Annotated in this window: 21 protein-coding genes and 1 other annotated feature; of the genes, 17 read left to right on the top strand and 4 right to left on the bottom strand. The window is 54.9% G+C overall.

Going from position 1 to position 23,792, the window contains the following annotated elements:
• Positions 1-97: 97 nt before the first annotated feature.
• Together V5G20_RS21250 and V5G20_RS21245 are read left to right on the top strand one after the other, a co-directional pair.
• Positions 98-4,516, top strand: a complete 4,419-nt coding sequence (locus V5G20_RS21250; protein ID WP_338462102.1) for a lamin tail domain-containing protein — start codon at positions 98-100, stop codon at positions 4,514-4,516.
• Between the two features lie 185 nt (positions 4,517-4,701).
• Positions 4,702-5,538: a helix-turn-helix transcriptional regulator gene (locus V5G20_RS21245; protein WP_338462100.1), complete on the top strand. Its 837-nt coding sequence runs from the start codon at positions 4,702-4,704 to the stop codon at positions 5,536-5,538.
• A 332-nt stretch (positions 5,539-5,870) separates the two neighbouring features.
• Here the strand turns inward: V5G20_RS21245 and V5G20_RS21240 are convergent, their stop codons facing one another.
• Positions 5,871-7,583: a hypothetical protein gene (locus tag V5G20_RS21240; protein WP_024983142.1), complete on the bottom strand. Its 1,713-nt coding sequence runs from the start codon at positions 7,581-7,583 to the stop codon at positions 5,871-5,873.
• Positions 7,584-7,882: 299 nt separating this feature from the next.
• Complete coding sequence (gene trpS / locus V5G20_RS21235; protein WP_003388062.1) at positions 7,883-8,869, bottom strand: tryptophan--tRNA ligase; 987 nt, start codon at positions 8,867-8,869, stop codon at positions 7,883-7,885.
• A 59-nt stretch (positions 8,870-8,928) separates the two neighbouring features.
• Positions 8,929-9,191 (bottom strand) — a binding site (T-box leader).
• Between the two features lie 142 nt (positions 9,192-9,333).
• On the opposite strand from trpS, the gene V5G20_RS21230 reads away from it, so the two are divergent.
• From V5G20_RS21230 to V5G20_RS21185, 10 genes are all read left to right on the top strand, one after another.
• Positions 9,334-9,882, top strand: coding sequence for an HXXEE domain-containing protein (locus tag V5G20_RS21230; protein ID WP_172921056.1), 549 nt, complete (start codon positions 9,334-9,336; stop codon positions 9,880-9,882).
• A gap of 128 nt (positions 9,883-10,010) precedes the next feature.
• The gene (locus V5G20_RS21225) at positions 10,011-11,309 is read left to right on the top strand and encodes an ArsR family transcriptional regulator (protein ID WP_243014673.1); all 1,299 of its coding nucleotides are present in this window, start codon (positions 10,011-10,013) and stop codon (positions 11,307-11,309) included.
• A 72-nt stretch (positions 11,310-11,381) separates the two neighbouring features.
• Positions 11,382-11,852, top strand: coding sequence for a hypothetical protein (locus V5G20_RS21220; protein ID WP_003388058.1), 471 nt, complete (start codon positions 11,382-11,384; stop codon positions 11,850-11,852).
• Between the two features lie 144 nt (positions 11,853-11,996).
• Positions 11,997-12,272 carry an autorepressor SdpR family transcription factor gene (locus V5G20_RS21215; RefSeq protein ID WP_003388057.1) on the top strand — a complete coding sequence of 92 codons (276 nt, stop codon included), beginning with the start codon at positions 11,997-11,999 and terminating at the stop codon, positions 12,270-12,272.
• Positions 12,273-12,277: 5 nt separating this feature from the next.
• Positions 12,278-12,925: an SdpI family protein gene (locus V5G20_RS21210; RefSeq protein WP_003388056.1), complete on the top strand. Its 648-nt coding sequence runs from the start codon at positions 12,278-12,280 to the stop codon at positions 12,923-12,925.
• The gene (locus V5G20_RS21205; RefSeq protein WP_003388055.1) at positions 12,922-13,716 is read left to right on the top strand and encodes a CPBP family intramembrane glutamic endopeptidase; all 795 of its coding nucleotides are present in this window, start codon (positions 12,922-12,924) and stop codon (positions 13,714-13,716) included. Before V5G20_RS21210 ends, V5G20_RS21205 begins: the two co-directional genes overlap by 4 nt.
• Before the next feature lie 314 nt (positions 13,717-14,030).
• Positions 14,031-15,260, top strand: coding sequence for a Zn-dependent hydrolase (locus tag V5G20_RS21200; protein WP_251255766.1), 1,230 nt, complete (start codon positions 14,031-14,033; stop codon positions 15,258-15,260).
• A 34-nt stretch (positions 15,261-15,294) separates the two neighbouring features.
• Positions 15,295-16,476 carry a M20 family metallopeptidase gene (locus tag V5G20_RS21195; protein WP_003388053.1) on the top strand — a complete coding sequence of 394 codons (1,182 nt, stop codon included), beginning with the start codon at positions 15,295-15,297 and terminating at the stop codon, positions 16,474-16,476.
• A gap of 76 nt (positions 16,477-16,552) precedes the next feature.
• Positions 16,553-16,750, top strand: a complete 198-nt coding sequence (locus V5G20_RS21190; protein ID WP_003388052.1) for a DUF3311 domain-containing protein — start codon at positions 16,553-16,555, stop codon at positions 16,748-16,750.
• Positions 16,751-18,226, top strand: a complete 1,476-nt coding sequence (locus V5G20_RS21185; RefSeq protein ID WP_003388051.1) for a sodium:solute symporter family protein — start codon at positions 16,751-16,753, stop codon at positions 18,224-18,226.
• A 131-nt stretch (positions 18,227-18,357) separates the two neighbouring features.
• Here V5G20_RS21185 and V5G20_RS21180 read toward each other — a convergent pair whose 3' ends face one another.
• On the bottom strand, positions 18,358-19,032 hold the full coding sequence (locus V5G20_RS21180) for a MerR family transcriptional regulator (protein ID WP_003388050.1): 675 nt from the start codon (positions 19,030-19,032) through the stop codon (positions 18,358-18,360).
• A gap of 157 nt (positions 19,033-19,189) precedes the next feature.
• Here V5G20_RS21180 and V5G20_RS21175 point away from each other — a divergent pair, with 157 nt between their 5' ends.
• The 4 genes from V5G20_RS21175 to V5G20_RS21160 all read left to right on the top strand — a co-directional run bounded on the left by V5G20_RS21175 (position 19,190) and on the right by V5G20_RS21160 (position 22,044).
• Complete coding sequence (locus V5G20_RS21175; protein ID WP_171506192.1) at positions 19,190-20,023, top strand: sugar nucleotide-binding protein; 834 nt, start codon at positions 19,190-19,192, stop codon at positions 20,021-20,023.
• 150 nt (positions 20,024-20,173) lie between these two features.
• A complete protein-coding gene (locus V5G20_RS21170) occupies positions 20,174-20,386 on the top strand; it encodes a hypothetical protein (RefSeq protein WP_039071194.1) in 213 nt (70 codons plus the stop codon).
• Positions 20,387-20,609: 223 nt separating this feature from the next.
• A complete protein-coding gene (locus V5G20_RS21165; RefSeq protein ID WP_024983150.1) occupies positions 20,610-21,245 on the top strand; it encodes a cyclase family protein in 636 nt (211 codons plus the stop codon).
• A 106-nt stretch (positions 21,246-21,351) separates the two neighbouring features.
• Positions 21,352-22,044 (top strand): metal-dependent hydrolase, encoded by a 693-nt coding sequence (locus tag V5G20_RS21160; protein WP_311067697.1) that lies wholly within the window; start codon positions 21,352-21,354, stop codon positions 22,042-22,044.
• 4 nt (positions 22,045-22,048) lie between these two features.
• On the opposite strand, the gene V5G20_RS21155 is transcribed toward V5G20_RS21160, so the two are convergent.
• Positions 22,049-22,918, bottom strand: coding sequence for a LysR family transcriptional regulator (locus V5G20_RS21155; protein WP_039071192.1), 870 nt, complete (start codon positions 22,916-22,918; stop codon positions 22,049-22,051).
• 122 nt (positions 22,919-23,040) lie between these two features.
• Between V5G20_RS21155 and V5G20_RS21150 the strand changes: the two genes are divergently transcribed.
• On the top strand, positions 23,041-23,772 hold the full coding sequence (locus V5G20_RS21150) for an ankyrin repeat domain-containing protein (protein WP_422387983.1): 732 nt from the start codon (positions 23,041-23,043) through the stop codon (positions 23,770-23,772).
• The last annotated feature ends 20 nt before the right edge of the window (positions 23,773-23,792 follow it).

Raw genomic sequence — 23,792 nt, 5'->3', positions numbered from 1 at the left:
AGTGTACAAATCTTTGCGTAAAATTTACATAACATTTAGACAAGTTCTATAGAATCAGGATAAGAACCGCAAAAACAATCAAGGAGGGAAGTACACGATGAATCCGTTGATGAGGAAGGGAAAACGGAGCTGGCGTCACCTGGTGCTGGCCGCAGTGCTCATGATTGCGACAGTGCTGCCGTTCGGACTTGCGCCAAAAGCCGAGGCCGCTGTCGCCGGGCACGTAGTGATCAGCGAGATTTACGGCGCTGGCGGGAACAGCGGGGCAACTTACCAGCACGATTACGTCGAGCTGTACAATCCGAGCGGACAAGCCGTTTCGCTGAACAACTGGTCCGTTCAGTACGCCGCTGCAGACAGGGAAAATTGGCTCGTAACGCCGTTGTCGGGCAGTATTTCCGCCCACAGCTACTACCTCGTCCGGCTGGCGAGCGGCGGAGCCAATGGAAGTGCCCTCCCCAGCGCTGATGCGACCGGCGGCACGAACATTTCCGCCACGCGAGGAAAAGTAGCGCTGGTCAGTCATGCGACAGCGCTTTCCGGCAATCCCGTGACTGATCTGGCCGTGATCGATTTTGTCGGCTACGGAACGGCAAATGCGCACGAGGGAGAAAGCCCGGCCCCCGCTCCTTCGGCTGCGAAAAGCATTGTCCGGAAAAGCAGCGAGTCCGGATTCGTGCCCGGGAAAGGCAGCGCCTGGGATACGGATCATAACGGCGCTGACTTTCTCGCCTGGGAGCCGCAGCCGCAGAACAGCCAGAGCTCCCCGGAAGAGCCGGGAGAAGGCGGCGGAGAGCCGGGAGGAGAGGTGCCGGAGGTCAAGCCGATCAGCGAGGTGCGGACGTCGTCTTCGGGAACGCTTGCATCCGTCCAGGGCATTGTCACTGCCGCTTTCGAAGCTGGCGGCAAGACGAACGTCTTTCTGCAGGACGAGACGGCGGGCATGCTGGTGCGTGCGGCGGGTCTCGGCAATATCGTTCGGATCGGCGATGAAGTCCGGGCAACCGGGAAAGTGAATGATTACTACGGGCTGCCGCAGATCGAGCCGGCCAGCACAAGCGATGTCGTGATCGTACAGGAGAACGCGGGCGTCCCCGAGCCGCAGGAGGTCATCTCGACAGACTTTAGCGCTGCAGCCGGGGAACAGTTCGAGGCCGAGCTGGTCACAATCAAAAATGTGACCGCAGGCGCAAGGGACAGCAAAGGGAATGTCACTTTGACCGATCCGCATGGGGCCTTCATTGCCAAGCCGTACGATGCTGCTCTGCTCAAGCCGGGGGCGTTTTACGAACGCTTGACCGGGGTCGTCACCTACGATTTTAACGAGTATAAGCTGGTCCCCCGCTTGGCCGAAGACGTGATCGGCGATGGTGGAAGCCAGCCGGACGCCCTGCGCATCCGCGACATTCAGGGCAAAGGGCACCGTTCTCCGTATGAGGGAGCAAACGTGTCCCGCGTGGAGGGCATAGTGACAGCAGTGGTAAACGGCAATTCGGGAACGGTCGGGTTCTACATGCAGGACCCTGAGCCGGACAACGACCCTCGCACTTCGGAAGGCATCTATGTCTACGAACCGGGTGCAAATGTCCGGGCGGGCGACAGAGTAGAGGTCAGCGGAGCGGTCAAGGAATACGTCAGCAAGAGCCGGGAAGCGACCGACCTGACGCTGACGGAAATCGACGCCGCTTCCGTAGCAGTCAAGGAGAGGGGCTTGCCGCTCCCTGCTCCGGTCGTTCTGGGCGAGGGCGATTATCCATACCCGAAAACGGTGATCGACAATGACAGCTTCTCCCTTTTTGATCCCGAAGAAGACGGCATCGACTTCTGGGAAAGCCTGGAGGGAATGCTCGTTCGGGTCGATCAGCCGCGCGTCGTAGGGGCGACCAAGACCTTTGCCAATCCGCCGAGTGTGGAATTCGTCATTCTCTCTGACAAGGCGAATCCCGATAAAGAACGCACTCCTGCCGGAGGTATCCCGATTGCGGCAGACAATTACAATCCCGAGCGAATTACCATTGCCGACAAGCTCGTTGCGGGAGCTCCCGAGGTCAAGGTGGGGGATGCGTTCGCCGGGCCGATCGTCGGGGTGATCGACTACAGCTTTGCCAACTTCAAGCTGTACAACACGGAGCCCCTGCCTGCCGTCGTAGACAGCGGCTACGAGCGGGAGGTGACCATGCTCGAGCCTGCCGAAGACCGCTTGAGCATCGCGACCTACAATATCGAGAACTTCTCTGCCCGGGACAATGCCGACAAGATAAACGGAATCGCGGAATCTATCGTTCACAATCTGAAGCAGCCTGACATCGTTGGCGTAGTGGAGATGCAGGACAACAACGGACCCGCAGACAACGGCGTGACAGACGCCAGCCAGTCGGGCCAGGCGCTGATCGACGCCATCGTGCGGGCAGGGGGAGCAGCATACCGCTACGTTGATATCGCTCCCGAGAATAAAAAGGACGGCGGACAACCGGGCGGCAATATTCGCGTCGGCTTCCTCTACAATCCAGACCGTGTCAGTCTGGCGGACCGGCCGGCGGGTGATGCGGTGACAGCGGTACAGGTCGAAGCCGAACAGGGGACAGCCCGCCTTTCCCACAATCCTGGACGCATCGACCCGCTCAACCCGGCCTTTCATGAAAGCCGCAAGCCGCTCGCTGCCGAATTTATTTTTGACGGCAAGCCGGTGTTTGTCATTGCCAACCACTTTAACTCAAAGGGCGGAGACGATGCTCTGTTTGGCGTGAGGCAGCCGCCTGTCCTGGTCAGCGAACAGCAGCGCGTCGAGATCGCCAAGGTCGTCAACGGCTTTGTCAAACAGATTTACGAGGCAGATCCCGAGGCAAACGTAGTCGTGCTGGGCGATTTCAACGATTTTCAATTCTCCCGTCCGCTGCAGGTGCTCCAAGGAGACGAACTGACCAACATGATAACCACGCTGCCTTTGAGCGAGCAGTACACGTACAACTATCAAGGCAACGCACAGGTGCTGGACCATATTCTCGTAAGCAACCATCTCGCCGAGAAAGCCAAGATCGACATCGTTCACATCAATGCCGACTTTACGAAAGAGGACGGACGGGTGAGTGATCATGATCCGGTGCTGGTGCAAATCAAGGTATCCGGTTCTGACACGAACCCCGGAGATGTCACGCTGGAGAAGCAAAAGGCGTTGAACAGGCAAGCGGCAAGGGAAATTCTCTCGGCTGCAGATGAGGAGAGCGTCCTCAGCCAGGCAGACCTTGCAGGAAAAAGCCTGCAAAAGCTGATTGGAGCGGAAAGCGTACAGGCTGAGGACAAATGGGCAGCTATCGAGGATACGATCCAGACCGTGCTGAAGGCAGTCGTCGAGCAAACAAAAAGAGGGATCGTCGACGAGAGCACGCTGTCGGCACTCACAGCGGACTTCCTGCAACGGGCTTTTGAGCCTGCCATTCGCTCAGGAGCCCTGACAGACGATGAAGCTGGCCAACAGGCGCTTGGGGCCTTGCAGGCTCTCCTGGAGACAGTCGTTCTGTCCATTGACGAGGATGAACGGACTGACGACCTGCTGGAACAACTGCAATCTGTTGCCGATACTTTGCTTGCAAAGGCCGGCGTCATTGCTGTGGAGCGGGGCGAGGAGCTGGATGCCGGGGACGAACAGGTGAAGCTTGTTCTCTTGGTACTGGAAGCCCTCGATAAGGCGTTCGATGACAGGGACGAAAAAGTCGGATTCGAGCCATCCTTGTCCATACAGGTGCTGAAAGCGGATGAGGAAAAAGACCAATCCGAAGCTGCGGTCACGCTCGGCAAAGAGGTGACGGAGCGATTGGCCGAGATCGAAGCGACCGCCCGTCTGGAGGACGCCAGCGGAGCATGGGTGCTGCTGTCAAAAGACGCGATCGACAGCTTCGAGGGCGAGCGTCTGGGCATTACAGTAGAGCCGTCTGATTCTCCCGAGGCCCCTGCAGCTTTCAAGGCGGCAAGCGAAGTATATACGTGGGAGCTTAAGGTAAACGGAGAGCCAGTCAAAAGCCTTGACGAAGGCGCCGCCATGCTGGGAATTCCCGTGAAAACGGAAGCCTCGCGGAATGTGAAGGTGTTTCTGTATGAGAATGAAAAATGGAAACCACTCACAGACAAAAGAGGCAATCCGGCAAGAGTAACCCTGACCCATGATGTCGCCGTATTTACGACGGAAAAGGCGGGACTTCTGGTGCTGGGAGAGGAGCAAAAAGAGCAGGAAAAGCCGCCGGTGGTGCGGGCCCTGATCGTCAAGGATCGCAACTACAAGCTGAAGCCCGGCGAGGAAGCACAGCTCCAGGTCACAGCCAATCTGGGCAATGGCGGAAAACACGATGTGACCAGAGACGCCCAGATCGAGTATGTATCGGATCATCCCGAGCTCGTCGCCGTCAGCGACGAAGGATTGATCCAGGTCTCGGATTCAGCCAAGGACAAGGACAAGGCCGTGATCACGATTACCTACGGGGGCAAGTCAGTCGATGTCCAGGTCAGTGTGAAAAAGAAATAGAGTGGGAAACGCAGAGGGTGTCCCAACGTCTCGCGCAGACGGAGGGGGACCCTTTTTGCTGTCAAAGAAGGCACAATGAACGACTACCTCAAACGCAAGACAATTTGGACAATTTTTGCGGAGTGTGATAGAAATGGGAGAGAAACGATTATACTGGAACATGGGAAAATGGAGGCGGAAACCAAGTGACGGATCATCACAATGAATCACACACCGAAACGGTTACACAAGTCATCGGCGCCATGCAAAATCAAATGGATGATTCCTCCACGACTCTGAACAAGCTGGCGAAAATCGCGATGTACAGCCCGTTCCATTTCGACCGCATGTTCAGATCGGTCACCGGCGTCCCGCCCCGTCAGTTTTTGGCTGCCCTCCGGATTGACCGGGCCAAGGAATACCTTGCGACGAGCGATTTGCCCATTACGGAAATCGGACAGCGGGTGGGGTACAGCAGCTTTGGCACGTTGTCCACCCGTTTTGCCAAGCTGGTCGGCATCTCGCCGCAAAAATTCCGCCAGCATATGGACGTCTGCAAGGAGCGTGTACGAAAGCACTACGAGAACGAAAGAGAAGCCGTTTGTCCGCCATCGCCTTCGGTCGGAATCAGCGGCAGTGTATGGGCCCCTGACAGCTTTGACGGCTTGATCTGTATCGGGCTTTTCGCCAAGCCCATTCCCATGGGTACGCCAAAAGCCTGCACGATGGTGTTTCAATCCGGCTCCTTTTGGCTGCCACCGGTTGCCGATGGGACCTACTACCTGCTGGCGGCGGCGTTCACTTGGGATGAACCGCTGATGGAGTATTTCCTTCCCCGCAACAATCTGCGCGGAAAAGCGGCGGGAGCCATTCGCGTGAAAGAAGGGCAGTTCTTTGGCGACACCCGGATTTTCCTGCGGCCGCCAAAGGCGTATGACCCACCCGTTCTCGTCTCTTTGCCCCTTTTGATCACGCGATTTTTGGACGAGGCCGAGCGTCTGCCAGACGACGGAAACAGACAAGAGGCCATCGGTGCAATCTGACTAGAGGACTTTAAATAAGCCCGTGAAAGACCTGCAGTTGTAGAGATGAAACGAAAGAGAAATAAGCAAAGGTCTTTGGGACACCTACCCAGGCGGAATGGAAAAAGCGGAACACGCACTTAGCGTCCAACCTCTGAGACACCCCCAGAAATCGCTGCTTTTGGACGCGTTCCGCTTTTGGAGTGGAGCCGGCCAGTCCACTCCCCCGGCAAGTGTCCCACTGTACCCTGAGCGTTTTCTCTTTCGTTTCATCTCCTCCCCGAAAGCCCGATCCAAGCGCTTTTTCTTCAAAGCCCGGCTAAAGCAAATTTCTTTAAACCCGACTGAGAAGCCTACTCTTTCGCTCTCTGCCAATACTCATAAGCATGAACCGCATTCCCCTTGTAAGAAGAATGCTCCTCCAAAAGCCCGGGAAGCATGTCTAGCTGCCGCCGCATTTCCGCTTTTCCCTCCTCGTGGAAAGAGACATAATTCCCCTCATGGCTTTCCTTCATCTCCACAGCGATGATCATCTCCTTGCCGAGTTCATTGGCAAACCGCAGCTCATCCTGGACAATGGCGGCAATCCCTCCTGCACCCTCGGCGCGGTCGCGGAAAGCCATCAGCGTGATGTGGTCGTGCTGCTCAATCATCCATTTGCTGAAAGACGTGTCGGGATCGCCTGGCACGTGAAAGCGGTCCAGCCAGACTGCAAGGTCGCTGCTGGTCACGAGGCTGCCGCCGCCTTCCTTGCTTTCGGACACGAACGCTTCGATATTGCTCATCCACTGCTTCAATACGCCCTCCGGATCTTCCCGCCAAAGGGGGAGGACGTACGGCTCGATGTCCAGATGAATGCCGCGGAACTGCTCTTCGGGTGCGGCACTCCTGTTGTACGCTTTTACGTAGCGGACCAGCCTCAGCATTCGTTCCCTGTTTGCCTCCAGCGCCCATACCGGGTGGCCGCCCATCGCGTGGACTTCGATACCCGCCGCTGCCGCTTTTCCTGCCAGTTCGCGGTATGCCTCGAAAGGCTGCTCCAGATCGAGCCGGACATACAACAGGTTGATGCCTTCCTGTTTGGCAAAGGAAACGATTTCATCCGCTTGGGTAATGGCTACATCCGCATGCCACACGTATGTACCGAGCAAAGGCTTGTCGTGAGGCAGCGGCTGGATAGGCGGTGTTTCTGTCTGGTTCAGACTCTGCCAGTAGCGGTAATCATGAACGGCTGTTCCGGCAAAAGAAGGGTGCTTGCTCAGTCGTTTCTCCACCAGGTCTAGCTGCCGCTCCATGACCTCAGGCCCTTCTTCGTAAAAGGAAGTGTGCCGCTGGCTGGGCATCTCCTTTACGTTTACCGCGACGAGAACCTGTTTTCCGAGCCGATCCGCTATGCCAAGCTCATCTGAGACCAGCGCCTCGATCCCGTTGGGTCCATCCACACTGTCTCGATAAGCCATCAAGGTAACGTGGTCGAATGTATCGATCATCCATTCGCTAAGAGTGGTGTCCGCAACCCCGGGTACAGGGATGTTGTCGAACCAAACGGCGAGATCTGTGCTTACTTCCAGCGCCGGATCGTTCCGGGCTTGCTCGACGAAAGCTTTCATGTTGGCCGTCCACTGCTTCAGCACCTCTGCTTGATCGGTGTTCCACTCGGGCAGGAGGTAGGGCTCGATGTCGAGGTGCACCCCATCGATTCGTTCTTTGGCGTCGGCCTCGCTGTTGTAGCGCGATACCCAATCCAGCAGGTCCAGCATGCGTCCGCGGTGGCTGGCAAGAGCCCAGGCGGGGTGTCCTCCCAAGGCGTGCACTTCGATACCGGCTGCATGCGCCTCTTGCAGAAACGGGCGATAGTAGTCGAACGGCTTTTGCCTTTCGATGCGAAGATAGATCGTGTTGATGCCGTTTTGCTTGGCAAATCCGAGAATGTCCTGCCGCTTGGCATCGATCAGCTCTGCTTGCCAAATCCACGTCGCTTTTTTGGTTTTGTCGGGAGAGGAAAAGCCGAAGAGAATACTCGCTGCTACACAGAGAAGCACGTACAAAAACCGGGACTGTCTCATCATTTTGTTCCTCCATCAAAAATGCGTAGTAGGCTGTCATCAGGTGAAGTTCTTGCCGTGTCGGCCGAAACGAATAAGAGTCTCGGCAACAAATTTTTACCATCGTAGTACAGGGAGGCAATGGCTCACAAGCACAGAAAAGACTAGTTTCTTGTGAAAAAGAACCCAAAGAGCAGACGGAACAAAAAAACAGGGCCGACCCTCCCGGATCGCCGCGACAGCAGTCACGGCGAAGGAAAAGAGGGGCAGCCCTGTATCTGAATGATTCAATCCGGTTGTCGTATACGGAAAATGGTCTATTACAGACGGGCCATGCCCATCGCTTTCTCTGCCTTGTACAGCATCTCGTTTGCCACATCTGCCGCTTTTTTGGCGCCAGCGGTGAGAATATCGTCCAGCTCCGGCGAACCAAACAGCTTGTGGAAGCGATCCTGGATCGGTTTCAGTGTTTCGACCACTACTTCGGCCAGTTCGGTTTTGAACGCTCCATATCCTTTGCCGTCATACATGGCTTCCAGCTCCTGAATCGATTTGCCGGAGCAGAGGGAGTAGATGGTCAAGAGGTTGGAAATTGCCGGTTTGTTCTCTTTGTCGAAGCGGATCGAGCCTTCGGAATCCGTCTGCGCCCGTTTCACCTTTTTGACGATGGTGTCGGGATCGTCCAGCATCGAGATGAAGCCGCCCTGGTTGGGGTCGGACTTGCTCATCTTTTTGGTGCCGTCCTGCAGCGACATGATGCGAGCGCCGACCTCGGCCACCCGAATGTCCGGAATTTTGAAGACTTCGCCGTAGCGGTTGTTGAAGCGGGCAGCCAGATCGCGGGTCAGCTCCAGATGCTGTTTTTGATCCTCGCCGACAGGGACAAAATCGGTGTTGTACAAGAGGATGTCGGCTGCCATCAACGGCGGATATGCCAACAGGCCGCCCGGGATCGATTCGCCCCGTCCCGAAGCTTTGTCCTTGAATTGTGTCATGCGCTCCAGCTCTCCGACGTAGGAGGTGCAGAGCATGATCCAGCCGAGCTTGGCATGAGCAGGAACCTCGGATTGAACAAACAGGGTGACCTTCTCAGGGTCCAGGCCGACAGCCAAATAGAGCGCGGCCAGACGGCGCACATTGTCCTTCAGTACGGCAGGCTCTTGCGGCACGGTGATCGCGTGCTGATCGACAATGCAGTAAAAACAGTTGAATTCATCCTGAAGCGGCACAAAGTGCTTCATCGCTCCAAGATAGTTGCCTAGCGTGAGGATGCCGCTGGGCTGAATGCCGGAAAAAATCGTTTTCATGTCAACATTTCTCTCCTTTCCAAAATGGGAACGAAAAATAAAAAAGGTCCATTCGTCCGAATAGGGACGAATGAACCGTGGTGCCACCCTTGTTATTCCGGGCAAACACAGACCGTGCTTGCGTGGAATCTCTTTACCCGTACCAGTGATACGGTGCCCGTTGTAACGTGTGGACTATTCACGCCAGAGCCTACTGCCGGTAAGCCCGGGTTCGGTCTGGAGCTCGGAAGCCCATTCAACATCCATTTGACACTGATTCGCACCAACCATCAGCTCTCTTAAGTCTCCTGTGATGTCTACTCTTCTTCCTCATCGCCGAGTTGTCATCCTTTGAGGAGTTATTTTACTCTCAACTGAAAAAAAAATCAACCGGATTATTGACAGCAAGATTCATCAGGTATAAAACTAACTCATAAGTTATATAACTCAAAAGTTAGTTTTAAGGAAGTAAAGGGGGAAAGGACATGATTGCGTGGCTTGATTCCATATGGGAGCTATCCGTTGTTTTATGGCTGCTGCCGATCGCTTTTATTTGCCACGATCTGGAGGAGATCATCACGGTAGAAAAATGGCTGGCCGGAAACAGGGAACGAGTGCTCAAGGTGCTTCCGCCCAAAGCAGCCCGTTTTTTAGAGCCGTCCCTGTCGATGAATACCGCGCAGTTTGCTGCCGCAGTGGCCTGTATCTTTCTCGTCATCTCCAGCGCTACGGTATTGGCAGTGACAACGCTGTCGACCGGAGCTTATTTGCCCTTTTACCTGGTGTGCGTGCATGTCATGTTCCTGCATGTCTTTACCCATGTGGGGCAGTCGATCCTTCTTGGCAGCTATACCCCCGGAGTTGTGACGGCGGTAGTGGTCATATTGCCGTACTCCTTGTACGCCTATTATCGCCTGCTGGCATCGGGAGCGGTCAGTTGGGAGCTGTTGTTTTCCACCCTGCCGTTTGTCCTTTTGATCATCCCGGTTTTGTTCTCGGCTCACTGGCTAGGCGAGCGTCTGGTGAAGCAATAAGCGATTATCAATATTCATTGTCCATTGTTTATTGTTCATTGGTCTTTGACTTGATTCCCTCTCAGCCGCAAATTTGCTATGGTAAGAGGAAGGATAAAAAGACTGCCAGCACGAAAGAGGGAGCTTACTTGAAGCTGCGTTTGGGGATCATGGGAGCCGATGATTCACTGGATATCATCCGTTCCGTCGTAAATGACTATGCCGAGATCGAATGCCTTCCCATCGTTTATTGGACGGAAGAGGAAATTTTTGACCTGCTCGAGCCTCATGTGGGCCAGGCGGACATGTGGCTGTTCTCCGGCCAGGTGCCGTATTCCATGGTAAAGGAATGGGGCAGGATCAAGACGCCGATGGCCTATGTTCCGCATATCGGCGCCAGCCTGTACCGGACACTGCTCCATATTTCTCACGAGAAAAGCATTACTGTCAGCGAGCTCAGCTTTGATACGTTTTCGTCTGACGAGTTTTCGCGTTTGCTGGAGGAGGCGGGTCTTTCCACTTCCCGAATCTGGCTGAAATCGTACGCGGGAGCGATTCATGCAAGCGAGCTGGCTGACTACCACGAGACGCTGTGGCGGGAAGGCAAGACGAAGGCGGCCGTCACTTGCCTGCGAACAGCCCAGATGGAACTGGAAAGACGCGGGGTGCCGGTTTACCGCGTATTGCCGACCCGCGCAGGCGTAGAGGCCGTCCTCAGTATGCTGCTGCGGACCTATGAAATGCTTCAGTTCAAGGATACGCAGATTGCCGTCCAGATGATGGAGATCGATTCGTTCAAAGGCTTGACCAGCGGAACATTTTCTACAGACGAGCTGTACAATCTGGAGATCAAATCGACGGAAAAGCTGCTGCGCTACGCAAAGCAGCTGCAAGGCTCCCTGAAGATTGCGGGGCCGGGCCGGTACGTCATTTTTACGACAAGAGGCATCCTGAGAGACTTTACCCGTGACTTTGTGGCGGCTCCCCGCCTGGAAGAGCTGTCGGGCATCCAGGACGAGATGGTCACCTGCGGCATCGGGATCGGCAAGACGGCCTACGAAGCGGAAATCCACGCAGGAACGGCGCTGCTCCACGCCAAGGAGAGCGGACCGGGCTCCTGGATGGTGTTCTTCGACGACAAGCGAATCGCCGGACCTCTGGGGAAAAGCGAGCAAATTACGTTTAGCGGCGCTTCCGGCCAGATCCAGGAGATCAGCCGGCAGACGTCGCTTAGCGTCCAGACGCTCAGCAAGCTTCAATCGATTTTGAAGAAGCGCGGCTCGGCCGAGATCAACGCGCATGAGCTGGCCATGCACATGCAGATCATGCCGCGCAGCGCCCGCCGCATCCTGATCGAGCTGGAGACGAAGGGTATTGCGACCGTCGTCGGTGAAGAGAGTCCGCATCCGCGAGGAAGGCCGCGAAAGGTGTATCGGATCGAGCTTTGAGAGAGAGTTTGAGCGTGTTTTTGAACAGGTCCTCACGAGACTTTCGGCGGAAAGTGGAAAGGGGGAACGAGGGTGGGCACGTGGAAGGGGAGCAAGTGGCGGCGTTTTGTCAGTTATTTGGCGTATTCGATTTTCTGCGGCATTCTTATTTTGCAGATGCTGCGTGTGCAAGTTCTTCTCCAGGAGCAGGTCAGAGTGACATTTAAGTCGATGCCGCTTCTTGTCTACTCTGCGTTTTTTCCTGTCATCATCGGGATATTGCTCGGGATACCCGGCTTTGTCCGCACCTGCAGACAGCCAGCGGCCTGGAGCTTTGACTGGGTGAAATTCATTGCTGTCGGAGTCCCGTCTCTGTACGGTTCGCTTTTTATCTGGCTGTATTTTTCTCCTGTCGGAAGCAATTTGCCATTTGCTTCCACCGTACTGGGCTTCGGCGGTTCGACTTTCCCGGCGATCTGCGGGATCGTTTTCGGCTATATACTTATCGGGTGTTTTCGGAAAGCGGAACGGAAGGATGCGAAGCAGAGCGCGCCAATCTCTTAAACAAAAAACAGATGCCATTTCCTGGAGGAACAAAACAGCGATTGACAACAGCCGAGAAATGGCATACTTTTAAATTAGATATTTAGATGATTGTCTAAATGTCTAATAACCAAGATTTTATGTTCCCAAAAAGGTCGTGGTTTTGTGAATGATACCTTTAAAGCGCTGGCTGACCCTACGCGCCGACAAATCATCCGGCTGTTGAAGGAGAGAGATATGACAGCAGGCGAAATCGCCGATCACTTTGCCATGACAAAGCCCAGCATCTCCCATCATCTCAGTTCATTGAAACAGGCGAAGCTGATTTTGGATGAGCGGCAGGGGCAGAACATCGTGTACTCCTTGAATACGACAGTTGTGCAGGATGTCATGGGCTGGTTTTTGGAGATTATTGGGGACCGGAAACCTGAGAAGGAGTGAAAGGCATGAATCAAGCGGTCAGTATCATGATCCTGTTGGTACCCATCCTCATCGGATTGTTTACGTACAAGGACTTGCCCGAACAGATGGTCATCCACTTTGGGCCGGGCGGGGAGCCGGACGGTTTTCAAAGCAAAGGAACGTTCTTTTTGACCTACATTCTGATCAGCATCGTGATTTTTGCAATCGTTGCATATACCCGCAAAATTGACCCGAAGAAGCAAAATTACGAGAAATTCGAGAAAGCGTACGGCATCATCCGGCTGCTCACCGTCCTGATTTTGAGTGCAGCCTTCAGCCATCTGCTGGCTTATAACCTCGGGATGCGGGCGATAGGCGCGGACGTATTTGCCAACCTGATCATCGGGGTCCTCTGGCTCGTGATCGGAAACTATCTGCCGCAGGTGAGAAGCAATTATTTCATTGGAATCAAAACGCCATGGACACTGGCGAGCGAAGAGGTGTGGCGCAAAACCCACCGGATGTCGGGGCCGCTCTGGGTAATTGCGGGACTGTTTGCGATCTTGTCGGCATTCCTCCCTGCCATGCGTGACGCGAGCTGGCCGCTGCTGGTCGTGATCGGCTTGTCCGTCGGGGTACCGGTCATTTACTCTTACATGGCGTATCGCAGGCTGGAGGGGACGAAGGGATGAAAAGTGGAAGCATGCACGGCTACCCCTCATACGGCAAAGCATATGTGCCCCTGTTTGTTGCCGGACTGATCGGCGTGATTGCACTCGTTCCCACATCTGTCAGGCAGCTTCAAAATGTGCCCGGATTGCCTGACATGCCGGTAGCGGTGCTGGCCGCTCTGTCCATGCTGCAGCCTCTGATCCTGCTGGCGATCTCGGTTGCTGTGGGAACATGGCTGGCTCCACGGGTCGGGCTGACATCGCTTGTCGCCGACAAGGCGACGAAAGGCGAGCCGTTTTGGAGCCGATTGCGTCCGCAGATGCCTGCTGCCATCGTTTTTGGCATCGCGGCAGCGGTCATTTTGCCTCTGCTCGACATTTTCTTTCAGCCGTGGCTGCCCGCAAGCCTTGCGGGCGGGGCGCCTCCGCGGGATCTCTCCTTTACCATCAGCGCCATGCTGTACGGAGGCATTACGGAAGAATTGCTGCTGCGCTGGGGCATGATGTCGCTCCTGGCGTGGCTCGGCTGGCGCCTGTTCCAGCGGGGGAGAGAGATTCCGGGAGCTGCGGTTATGGTCACCGCTATTGTCATAAGCGCTCTGCTGTTTGGCATCGGACATCTGGGAGCGGTGGCCGTCCTCGCTCCGCTTACGCCTATGCTGATCATCCGTACCATCCTGCTGAATGCCGTGGGCGGAATTCTTTTCGGCTGGCTGTTTTGGAAGCATAGCCTGGAAGCAGCCATGGTCGCCCACGCGGCGGCACATGTCGTGATGACGCTTATGGCGCTTGTGCTTGCTGCTCTAGGATGATTTTGCCTGCGGAAGGGCTGGGAGCGCTCGTGAAGAGCAGTCCCGGCTCTTTTTTTACTATGTCCAAACCGTTTTTCTTCCTCAGCCGTTTTCATCCCCTTCACCAAGGCCTGATTGACCGTTTTTTTAAACCACGACTGAAATCAAGAGGACCGCTTTTTCCTCAGTCGCCAGGAAGAACACGCAACACCGGAAAGGACTTCCAATAATCCCCAAAATATTTCCCTCTTTTCAAAATTGACAGACTATTATACAATTATGGACACAACCGTAAATCAACCGTTAATTGCGTAAAGAAAAAGGGGTGAAAGCGTATGATCAATCCGGACAGGCTGTGGGATCGGTTAATGCGTTTGAGTGACATCGGCAAACAAGAGTCGGGCGGCATTACCAGACTTTCTTTTACACCCGAAGAGAGAGCTGCAAAAGATCTCGTTCGCGGTTTTATGCTTGAGGCGGGGCTTGCCGTACGGGAGGACGAGGTAGGCAATTTGATCGGCAGAAAAGAAGGCGGCAATCCGGAAGCGCCTGTCGTCCTGGTCGGTTCGCACATCGATTCTGTGTTCAACGGCGGAAACTTCGACGGTCCGCTTGGCGTTTTGGCTGGCGTGGAAATCCTGCACGCGATGAACGAGCAAGGCATCGCCACCGAACATCCCATCGAAGTGATCGCCTTTACCGATGAAGAGGGGACCCGTTTCAGCTACGGCATGATCGGAAGCCGCGGCATCGCCGGTCTATTGGAGGGAAGCGAGCTGGAGCATTGCGACAAGGACGGCATCTCGATTGCCGAGGCGATGAGACAGAACGGTTTGGATCCCGATGCGATCGGCAAAGCCGCTCGTCCGAAGGGGAGCGTAAAGGCGTACGTCGAGCTGCATATCGAGCAGGGCAAGGTGCTGGAGAGCCGCAATCTGTCGGTCGGGGTGGTAAGCGGTGTAGCCGGTCCTTTGTGGGTGAAGTTCATCCTCGAGGGGGAAGCCGGGCACGCGGGAGCCACACCGATGACGCTTCGCCGCGATCCGCTGGCGGCGGCAGCAGAAATCATGCTGGCGATCGAGCAGGAGGCGGGCAAAACGGGAACAGCCGTCGGTACGGTAGGACAGCTGCAGGCATATCCCGGCGGCGTGAACATCATCCCGGGAAAAGTGGAGTTTTCGCTGGACCTTCGCGATGTGGATCAGGCGGTACTTGACCGCGTCGAAGCCGAAATTGTCAGAGTTGCCAAGCAAATATGCGAAAAGCGAGGCATTCAGCTCGCGATCGAACTGTTGCAGCGCATACCGCCGGTCATCTGCTCCGAAGAAATTCAGCAGGCTGCCAAAGACGCGTGCGAGTCGCTTGGCTTTGAACCGTTTACGATACCGAGCGGTGCCGGACATGATTGCATGCAGTTGACCGGCCTCTGTCCGGTTGGCATGATCTTTGCCCGTTCCCAAAAGGGCATCAGCCACAATCCGGCTGAATATACCACCAAGGAAGACTGTGCAGACGGAGCCAATGTGCTGTACCGCACGGTTCTCTCACTCGCCGGGAAGGCGTAGGAAAGCACGAATTTCATTAGGGAGGCGTATTTGAATGACGACGACAGCGACACTCAATCAAGAAGCGGAACAGCTCAAGGAGCAGGTAATCGCGTGGAGGCGTTATTTGCACCAAAATCCGGAGCTTTCGTTTCACGAGGAAAAAACGGCCCAGTTCGTCTACGACACGCTCGTTTCGTTCGGCAACCTGGACGTGACCAGACCGACCAAGACAAGCGTGATGGCGCGGCTGATCGGTTCACAGCCCGGGCGTGTTCTGGCGATGCGGGCCGACATGGATGCCCTGCCGATCACGGAGGAAAACACCTTTGCGTTTGTCTCCACGAATCCCGGCGTGATGCATGCTTGCGGTCACGACGGACATACGGCGATGCTGCTCGGCACGGCGAAAATTCTCTCAGGGATGAAAGACCGGATCAAAGGCGAGGTCCGCTTCCTGTTCCAGCACGCGGAGGAGCTTTTCCCCGGCGGGGCGGAGGAAATGGTGCAGGCAGGGGTCATGGACGGCGTGGACATGGTCATCGGGACCCATCTGTGGGCGCCAATGGAATTTGGCAAAGTGGGGATTTGCCCAGGTCCGATGATGGCCGCACCGGATACCTTCTACATTACCATCACCGGCAAGGGAGGGCACGCAGCACTGCCGCATCAGACGGTCGACAGCATTGCCATAGCGGCACAGGTGGTCACCAACCTGCAGCACATCGTCTCTCGCAATACCGATCCGCTGGACAATCTGGTCATTTCCGTCACCCAGTTTATCGGCGGAACGACACACAATGTCATCCCGGGATCGGTCAGCATTTGCGGCACTGTTCGCAGCTTTGACCAAAAGCTTCGCGATTCCGTTCCGGCTCTGATGGAACGCGTCGTCAAAGGAATTACCGAGGCCCACGGAGCCACCTATGAATTCAAATACGAATACGGCTATCGTCCTGTGATCAATGACGAGGAAGTGACCCGTCTGATGGAGAGCATCGTCACGGAGACGCTGGGAGAGGAATGGATCGACCACATGAAGCCGAACATGGGGGGAGAGGACTTTTCGGCATTCCAGCAAAAAGCTCCGGGCTGCTTCTTCTACGTAGGCGCAGGCAACCAGCAGAAGGGCATCGTCTATCCGCACCATCACCCGCGCTTCACGGTAGATGAAGATGCGCTGGAGGTAGGCGTGAAGATCTTCGTCAATGCCGCCCATAAAATCGTCATGGCATAGATTTGCATGAAAAAACCGAAGATTCCGAACGGTTGCAAATCGCAGGAATCGACAGACAAAGGGGGATCTGCTGCCCATGAAACTGATTCATCTATTAGCCTTGCTGCCGTTTATCGGAATACTCGGTTGCATCGGATTTGTCAATAAAGTAGAGCCTTACGTGCTCGGACTGCCCTTCCTTCTGTTTTGGATCGTCCTCTGGGTCGTCCTGACCTCTGTCATTATGGCGATCATCTACAAGCTGGACCCGGCGAACAAGAGAGGTGACTCCTAGATGAATGCAGCGTTGATGATCATTTTCGGATTCCTGGCATTGTCTCTCTTTCTCGGGATTCAGGCAAAACGCGGCAAGGATATGAACCTGGAGCAGTGGACCGTCGGGGGACGCGGCTTCGGAACGATATTTGTATTCCTGCTGATGGCGGGCGAGATTTACACCACCTTTACGTTCCTGGGCGGCAGCGGCTGGGCATATGGCAAAGGCGGGCCGACCTTCTACATTCTCGGCTATGGCTGTCTCGCCTATATCATGTCGTACTGGCTGCTGCCCGCCATCTGGCGCTACGCAAAAGAGAACAAGCTGATGTCGCAGTCCGACTTCTTTGTCAGCAAGTATAAAAGCCCGTACCTGGGTGTCCTCGTCTCAATCGTCGGGGTAGTGGCGCTCATCCCGTATCTGGTCCTCCAGCTAAAAGGCCTGGGGCTGATCGTGGCAGAGGCTTCTTACGGAAGCATCTCAAACACGGCGGCGATCTGGATCGGGACCATGGCTGTCACGGTATACGTGATGATCTCCGGAATCCACGGCTCGGCGTGGACCGCTGTGGTCAAAGACATCATGATTCTGTTTGTGGTTGTGTTCCTCGGTCTCTATCTGCCGTTCCACTACTATGGCGGCATCACCGAAATGTTTCAGGCTGTCGAAGCGGCCAAGCCAGGATTTGTCGCTCTGCCGGAAAAAGGCCTCAGTCCGTCCTGGTTTGTCTCTACTGTTCTGTTGACAGCGCTTGGTTTCTATATGTGGCCTCATACTTTCGGTTCGGTCTACTCTGCTCAAAATGAGAAGGTCTTCCGGAAAAACGCGATCGTCATGCCGCTTTACCAGTTGGTGCTGCTGTTCGTCTTCTTCGTAGGGTTTGCCGCGATCCTGCAGGTGCCCGGACTGGAAGGGGCGGATGGCGACATGTCACTCTTGCGCCTGTCTATCCAAACCTTCGATCCCTGGTTTGTCGGGGTGATCGGCGCGGCGGGGCTGTTGACAGCGATCGTGCCGGGGTCGATGATTCTGATGTCCTCGTCGACGCTGATTGCGAAAAACGTGTACAAGGTATTCGCACCGAAGACGACGGACGAACAGGTATCCAAGCTGGCCCGTTATCTGGTGCCTGTAGTCGCGCTCATCTCGCTTTACTTTACATTCAAGGGCGGAGATACGCTCGTCACCCTGCTGCTGATGGGCTACAGTCTCGTTACCCAGCTCTTCCCTGCGCTTCTGTTCAGCCTGTCCAAACGCAATTTTGTCAGCAAGCAGGGAGCGGCAGCCGGTATCATCGCCGGTGTGGCAACGGTTGCGATCGTCACGATCAGCGGCATCACGATCGGCACCCTCTTCCCATTCCTGCCGCAGTCCATTCAAGATCTGAACGTCGGCATTATCGCACTGGTCGTCAATCTTGCAGTGACGACGGTTGTGAGCCTCGCTACAAAAGGCAGCGCGAGGGCAAACGACGAGACTATCAACGCAGCGTAGACACTGGCTTTCCGAGACAAACAACAAAACAGGGCTGTTCCGATTGGAGATGACTGTACAATCGGAGCGGCCCTGTTTCTATGCGGGTCGGCAGCGATACGGAGGGACAAAAACAGCAAGAGGTTTTCGATTCAAAGCGACGAATCATACTGTGTCCGAAACAAGCGGTGCCAGATCGATTTTTTTCGCTGCTCGTCGCGGAGCTGGGCCAATTGCTGCTTGGCTTCGATGATGTCGCTCATGGCTTTCATCAAGCGGCGGTCGCGTTCCTTCAGACTATTGCGGATGTACGCTTCCTGCTTTTCCAAGCGTTCCATCAGCTCCATCTGAACTGCATCCTGATGCTGTACATGCTGGGCGAGAGAGTGGATTTTCTCTTCCAGCCGATCGACATGGGCGCTGGTCCGAAGAGCCAAAGCAGCGGATGTGCTCGCAGACAGTGCAGCCGAATGGTTTGACGGGAAAGGCGCAGAGCCGGCAGAGGGCACGACCGGGGGAACAAGGCTGAGCGAAGCGGCAGTTTCCCGCTTGGTCTGTTGAAAGGAAGTGCGTCCGGCTACGGTCCGCGCCGCTTCCTCGAGCGGCATCAGGTTTTCCTTTGTCAACTGATAAAACGAGCGCAGTGCGTCGACATCCGACTGTCTGTATTCCCGGCGGTTTTGACTGTCCCGCAAAAACCGGTACCCCTGCTGCTCCAGGAGCATGCTCCACTTTCGCAGCGTGCTGGCTCCGACTCCGAGAATTTCGGCCAGTTCACGTCCGGAGTAGGTTTTCTCCTTGGCAACCAGTTCGATCACGTTCTTCATATGACTTCCCTCCCGTTCTGACAAAAGTATTCCGAACATTGTGAAATGATTATGCTTGTACACTTCGCTGACACTAAGTAAACTCCTGTTTGCAAACGTACGACAAATTCTATCAGGGTTCGTCCCATAACCCATAAAGAGAGGAACGAAAGGATTCATGTCACGACTATTGATCCTCGGTGCGAGCGGTTATCTTGGTTCCAAGATCGTTGAAAACGGAAAAAAGCAAGGATGGGAAGTGACGGGGACGTGCTTTCAAAACCTCCATGCGCAGTACAGTCAGGTAGATTTGAGGGAAGAAAGCGCCTGTGCAGAGCTGCTCCGGCAAGCGAATCCTGATGTGGTGATATGGGCAGTGATGAGCGGAGAGAACGAAACTGCCCTGATTCAGAAGGGGCTGTCCGGAGTTCTCTCCCATATTTCGCCAGCGACAAGGCTGCTGTTCGTGTCGACTGATGGCGTTTTTGAAGGGGCTCAAGGGCCGTACCAGGAACGGGACGCTCCTTCCTTCTGGAACAGGGACAGCAGCTTGGCGGCTTATTGCAATGCCAAGCTTGCCGGCGAGGAGATGGTGAGGAGCGGCCATTTGGATCATGCTATCGTCAGATCAGGTCCCATTTACGGGCCGGATGCGGACGGGCGCTGGGACAATCGCGTGCGCCAGTTGACAGAGGCATGGGAAAAAGGGGAGCGGGTTGTCCGCAGCAGCAATGTCCTTCGCACGTTTATCCACGTGGATGATCTCGCGAACGCTTTGCTGGAGCTGGCCGGAAGCGAGTGGACGGGCACTTTGCATGTGGGACCGAGCAGCTTTGAGAGCTATTACACCTTTGCACAGAAGACAGCGCTTCGCTTTGGATACGACCCGGCCCTGGTAGAAGAAGACCAAATAAGTAGGGAAGACGCGGCAAACAAAGGGATCAAGCTCGACCTCAGGCTGGATACATCATTGGCCTGCCGCAGCTTGCATACGTCCTTTCGTTCTGTATAGTGCCGAACGTCCAGCAAGGCAGAGTAAACGGCCAAATGTCACCCGGGATCATTGCCAAAGGGTGGCTGCACATTTTGGAGAAAAATCCACGTTTGCTTTGGTTGAATGGCGTTGCATGTACATAGGATGCAGGTAAAGGAGGGATCAACCATGGCATTTCGTGATCAGGCCAAAAAGCTCGAAGGGGAAAAAGTGAAGGTCGATACAGTGAATGGCACCTTCGTCGGCAAACTGGTGGATGTGAAAAACTCTACCTTGATTCTGCGGGACAATGAAGGCAAGCGCGTTGTCATTCGGGACTCGAAAATCATCGCGCTCGTCGAATTGAAGGATCCCCATCACAAAGACAATCTCCTCTCGTAAGCCGGTAGTGTCAAACGCAAGCCGGCAAGGAATGGACTGGCTGCGAAAGCCGTGAAGGAACGGACTGGCTGTCGGCTCTCGCAGCCTTTTACATAATCGGACGGAAGAGCAAAAACATACGCGGAGGGCAGAAAAAACACTTGCGATAGCGCTTTTGAGATTGGATAATATTAGCAAAACACATACTATTCCGACTTGTAAGGTTGGGAAAATGGAGGGTCTCATGCGCATTATCGATCTTTCGCAAGTGCTCGAGTCAGGAATGCCCCAGTACCCGGGTCAGCAGGTTGCTGAGTTCAAGCAGGTTTCTCAAGTAGAGTCGGACGGGTTTCAGGTGACCGACTTTCACGCAGTCGTTCACGTTGGAACGCATTGCGATGCACCAGCCCATTTTATTCAAAATGGCGAGACCATCGAGGCAATCCCGCTGGAGCGTTTTGTCGGCGAAGCAGTGATCGTGGACGTCCACCTCGACGGACAGCGGGAAATGAGTCCGGCTGTTCTGGAAGGCGCGGACATTCGCCCGGGAGACATCGTTTTGTTCCGTACGGGCCTCAGCAAGCAGTGGGGGACGGATGCTTACGAAACCGACTACCCTTACTTCGGAGAAGAACTGGCCAAGGAGCTGGTGGAGCGCGGAGTTCGGGCAGTCGGGCTCGACTTCATCTCTCCCGACCCGATCGAGACTGAAAACTTCCCCGCTCACCACATTTTTCTCGGCAACAAGCTGGGGATCGTGGAAAACCTGAAAAACCTGGAGCAAATTGACCGCAAGCGCGTCTTCTTCGCGGCTGCGCCGCTCAAGATTAAAGGGAGCGACGGCGCTTTTACGAGAGCCTTTGCGGTTCTGTTTGACTGATTATTCAAATGTTTGAAACAACATGCGCCAACTGATTTGACATGGCTGACATTCCCACCTATCATCAGGAATGAATAGTAGATTGCGAAGAAGGAAGGGAATGCACATGTTGGAAATCCAGTATCACGGCCATTCTTGCATCCAACTGACCAGCGAAGGACATTCAATCATCATCGATCCGTTCATCACCGGAAACCCGCTTGCTGCCACGAAGCTGTCCGATATTCGGGTTCAGTACATTCTCTTGACGCACGGACACCAGGATCACATTTTGGACGCCGTAGAATTGGCGAAGCAAAATGACGCTACCATCGTCGCTACGTTTGAACTGGCCAACTACCTGGGATGGCAAGGTGCCAAGACGATGGCGTTAAACCTAGGAGGCTCCGCTTCCTTTCCGTTCGGTACAGTAAAAATGACCCAAGCCTTCCACAGCTCGGGCATGGTTTTTGAAGAAGATAAGCGTATCGTTTATTTGGGAATGCCGGGCGGCTTTATCGTCACGATGGGCGGAAAGACGGTTTATCATGCGGGCGATACCGGACTGTTTGGAGATATGAAGCTCCTCGGCGAGCGCCACGACATCGACGCAGCTTTCCTTCCGATCGGGGATGTGTTCACGATGGGACCGGAGGATGCCAAAACCGCGGCCGAGTGGGTAGGAGCCAAGTTCGTCGTGCCGATGCACTATGATACGTTCCCGCCGATCAAGCAGGACGGGAAGGCATTTGTCGACAGCCTGAAAGAAAAAGGAATCGACGGGGCCGCGCTGAAGCCGGGAGAGTCGACACGTCTGTAAGGCGTTACTTTCTCAAAAGATCGAGGAAGTTCTGTGCCGCCTTTGACAAGTAGTAGTCCTTCAGCCAAATGACGCCGGATGAAGCAGCCATCGTCGCATCCGCAATCTCGTACACCTGCAGATCATGCCCGGGGTGCATCCTGAGAACGACTTCCGGTACGATCGTCGCCCCAAAGCCGGAAGAAACCAATTGCAAGAGGACCGCGATATCCGAGCATTCGCCGAGGATGACAGGCTCCAATCGGCGCCGGGAGAATTCCTCGAGGATCAAGTGGTACACGCCGAGTCCTTCGATGCTGGGCAACAACAACGGATGATGGCAAATCTGCTCGTAGGTGATTGTCGCGGATGAGCCGGGAATGCGAGTGGAGCTGGCGAAGCGCAGCGGTTCCGTCTTTAGATGCAGGATCGAAAAGTCATTGAGTTCAAGCGGCAGCCTGATGATCGCCAGCTCAATGGCTTTTTCTTTTACCATTTTCAGAAGCTGATCGGATTCATTCTGCTGGATTTTGTACGTTACGTGGGGATAGCTTTCCTGAAACCGCTTCAACAGTATGGGCAATAGCTCGGAAGAGAGCGTGTTGACACCGATACTGAGTGTCCCTTTCGTGCCCTCGCCTACCTCTTTTACCTCGATCTCCGACTCTTCCACAAGGCTGGCAATTTTGACGGCGTGCTTGTACAGGATGCGTCCCGCCTCTGTCAGCTCCAGACCTCTGGCGTGCCTGACGACCAGGGCGACGCCCAGCTCTTTCTCCAAATTGATCAACTGCTGGCTAAGCGGCGGCTGCGCGAGATGAAGCCGCTTGGCAGCCGCAGAAATTTGTTTCTCCTCTGCAATGGCGATAAAGTAGCGAAGCTGTTTGATATCCACCGAGACTCCCCTTTCAATAATATATGGGAAAAGTAATTATTTATAATGAAAGTAATATTTTTCGTATATCAATTGCCATGATAGCATTAAGGAAGCGAACGAGCAAAGGGAGGGAAGGATTCATGATCCGTCTGGCTGTGACCTTCTTTTCTTCTTTATTGATACTGGCAGGCTGCGAGGAGCCTGCCAGCACAGGGGAAGTTCTGCAAGATGCACAGAATATGGCAAAGGAGAGTGTGCAAAAAGTGATGCAGGAAAAAATGGGCCAGGAGCTCATCAAGGCGGCGGAAAAAGGGGAAACGGCTGCGGTGCTGGAGCTGCTCAAAAAAGGTGCGGACATCAATGCTGCGGATGAAAAAGGACGGACGGCGGTGCTGGCAGCTACGCATGGCAATCACGCGGAAACGGTCAAAGCGCTCATCGAAGCCGGGGCCGATATTCATATCCGGGACAACCGCCTGGATAACGTGTTTTTGTATGCGGGGGCAGAGGGACTTCTGGATATCGTCAAGCTGGCCATTGATGCGGGTGCCGATCCGAAGCTCACCAACAGATACGGCGGGACAGCTCTGATCCCTGCGTCGGAAAGAGGGCATGTAGAAGTTGTACAGGAGCTGCTCGCCCGCTCTGGTGTAGATGTCAATCACGTGAACAATCTGGGCTGGACAGCGCTGATGGAAGCGATCGTGCTCAGCGACGGAGGAGAGGCCCATCAGCAGATCGTGCAGCTGCTGATCGATCACGGAGCCGACGTGAATATTCCCGACAAGGACGGGGTAACGCCGCTTGCCCATGCGAAAAAGCGCGGATACCGCGAAATCGAAGAGATGCTGATCAAAGCCGGAGGACGTTAAAATCCCGTTGGACAAATCGT

This window comes from Brevibacillus borstelensis (assembly GCF_036700025.1).
GTDB lineage: Bacteria > Bacillota > Bacilli > Brevibacillales > Brevibacillaceae > Brevibacillus > Brevibacillus borstelensis.
The sequence above is the reverse complement of the archived record's forward strand: the minus strand, read 5'-3'. Positions and strand labels throughout refer to the sequence as shown.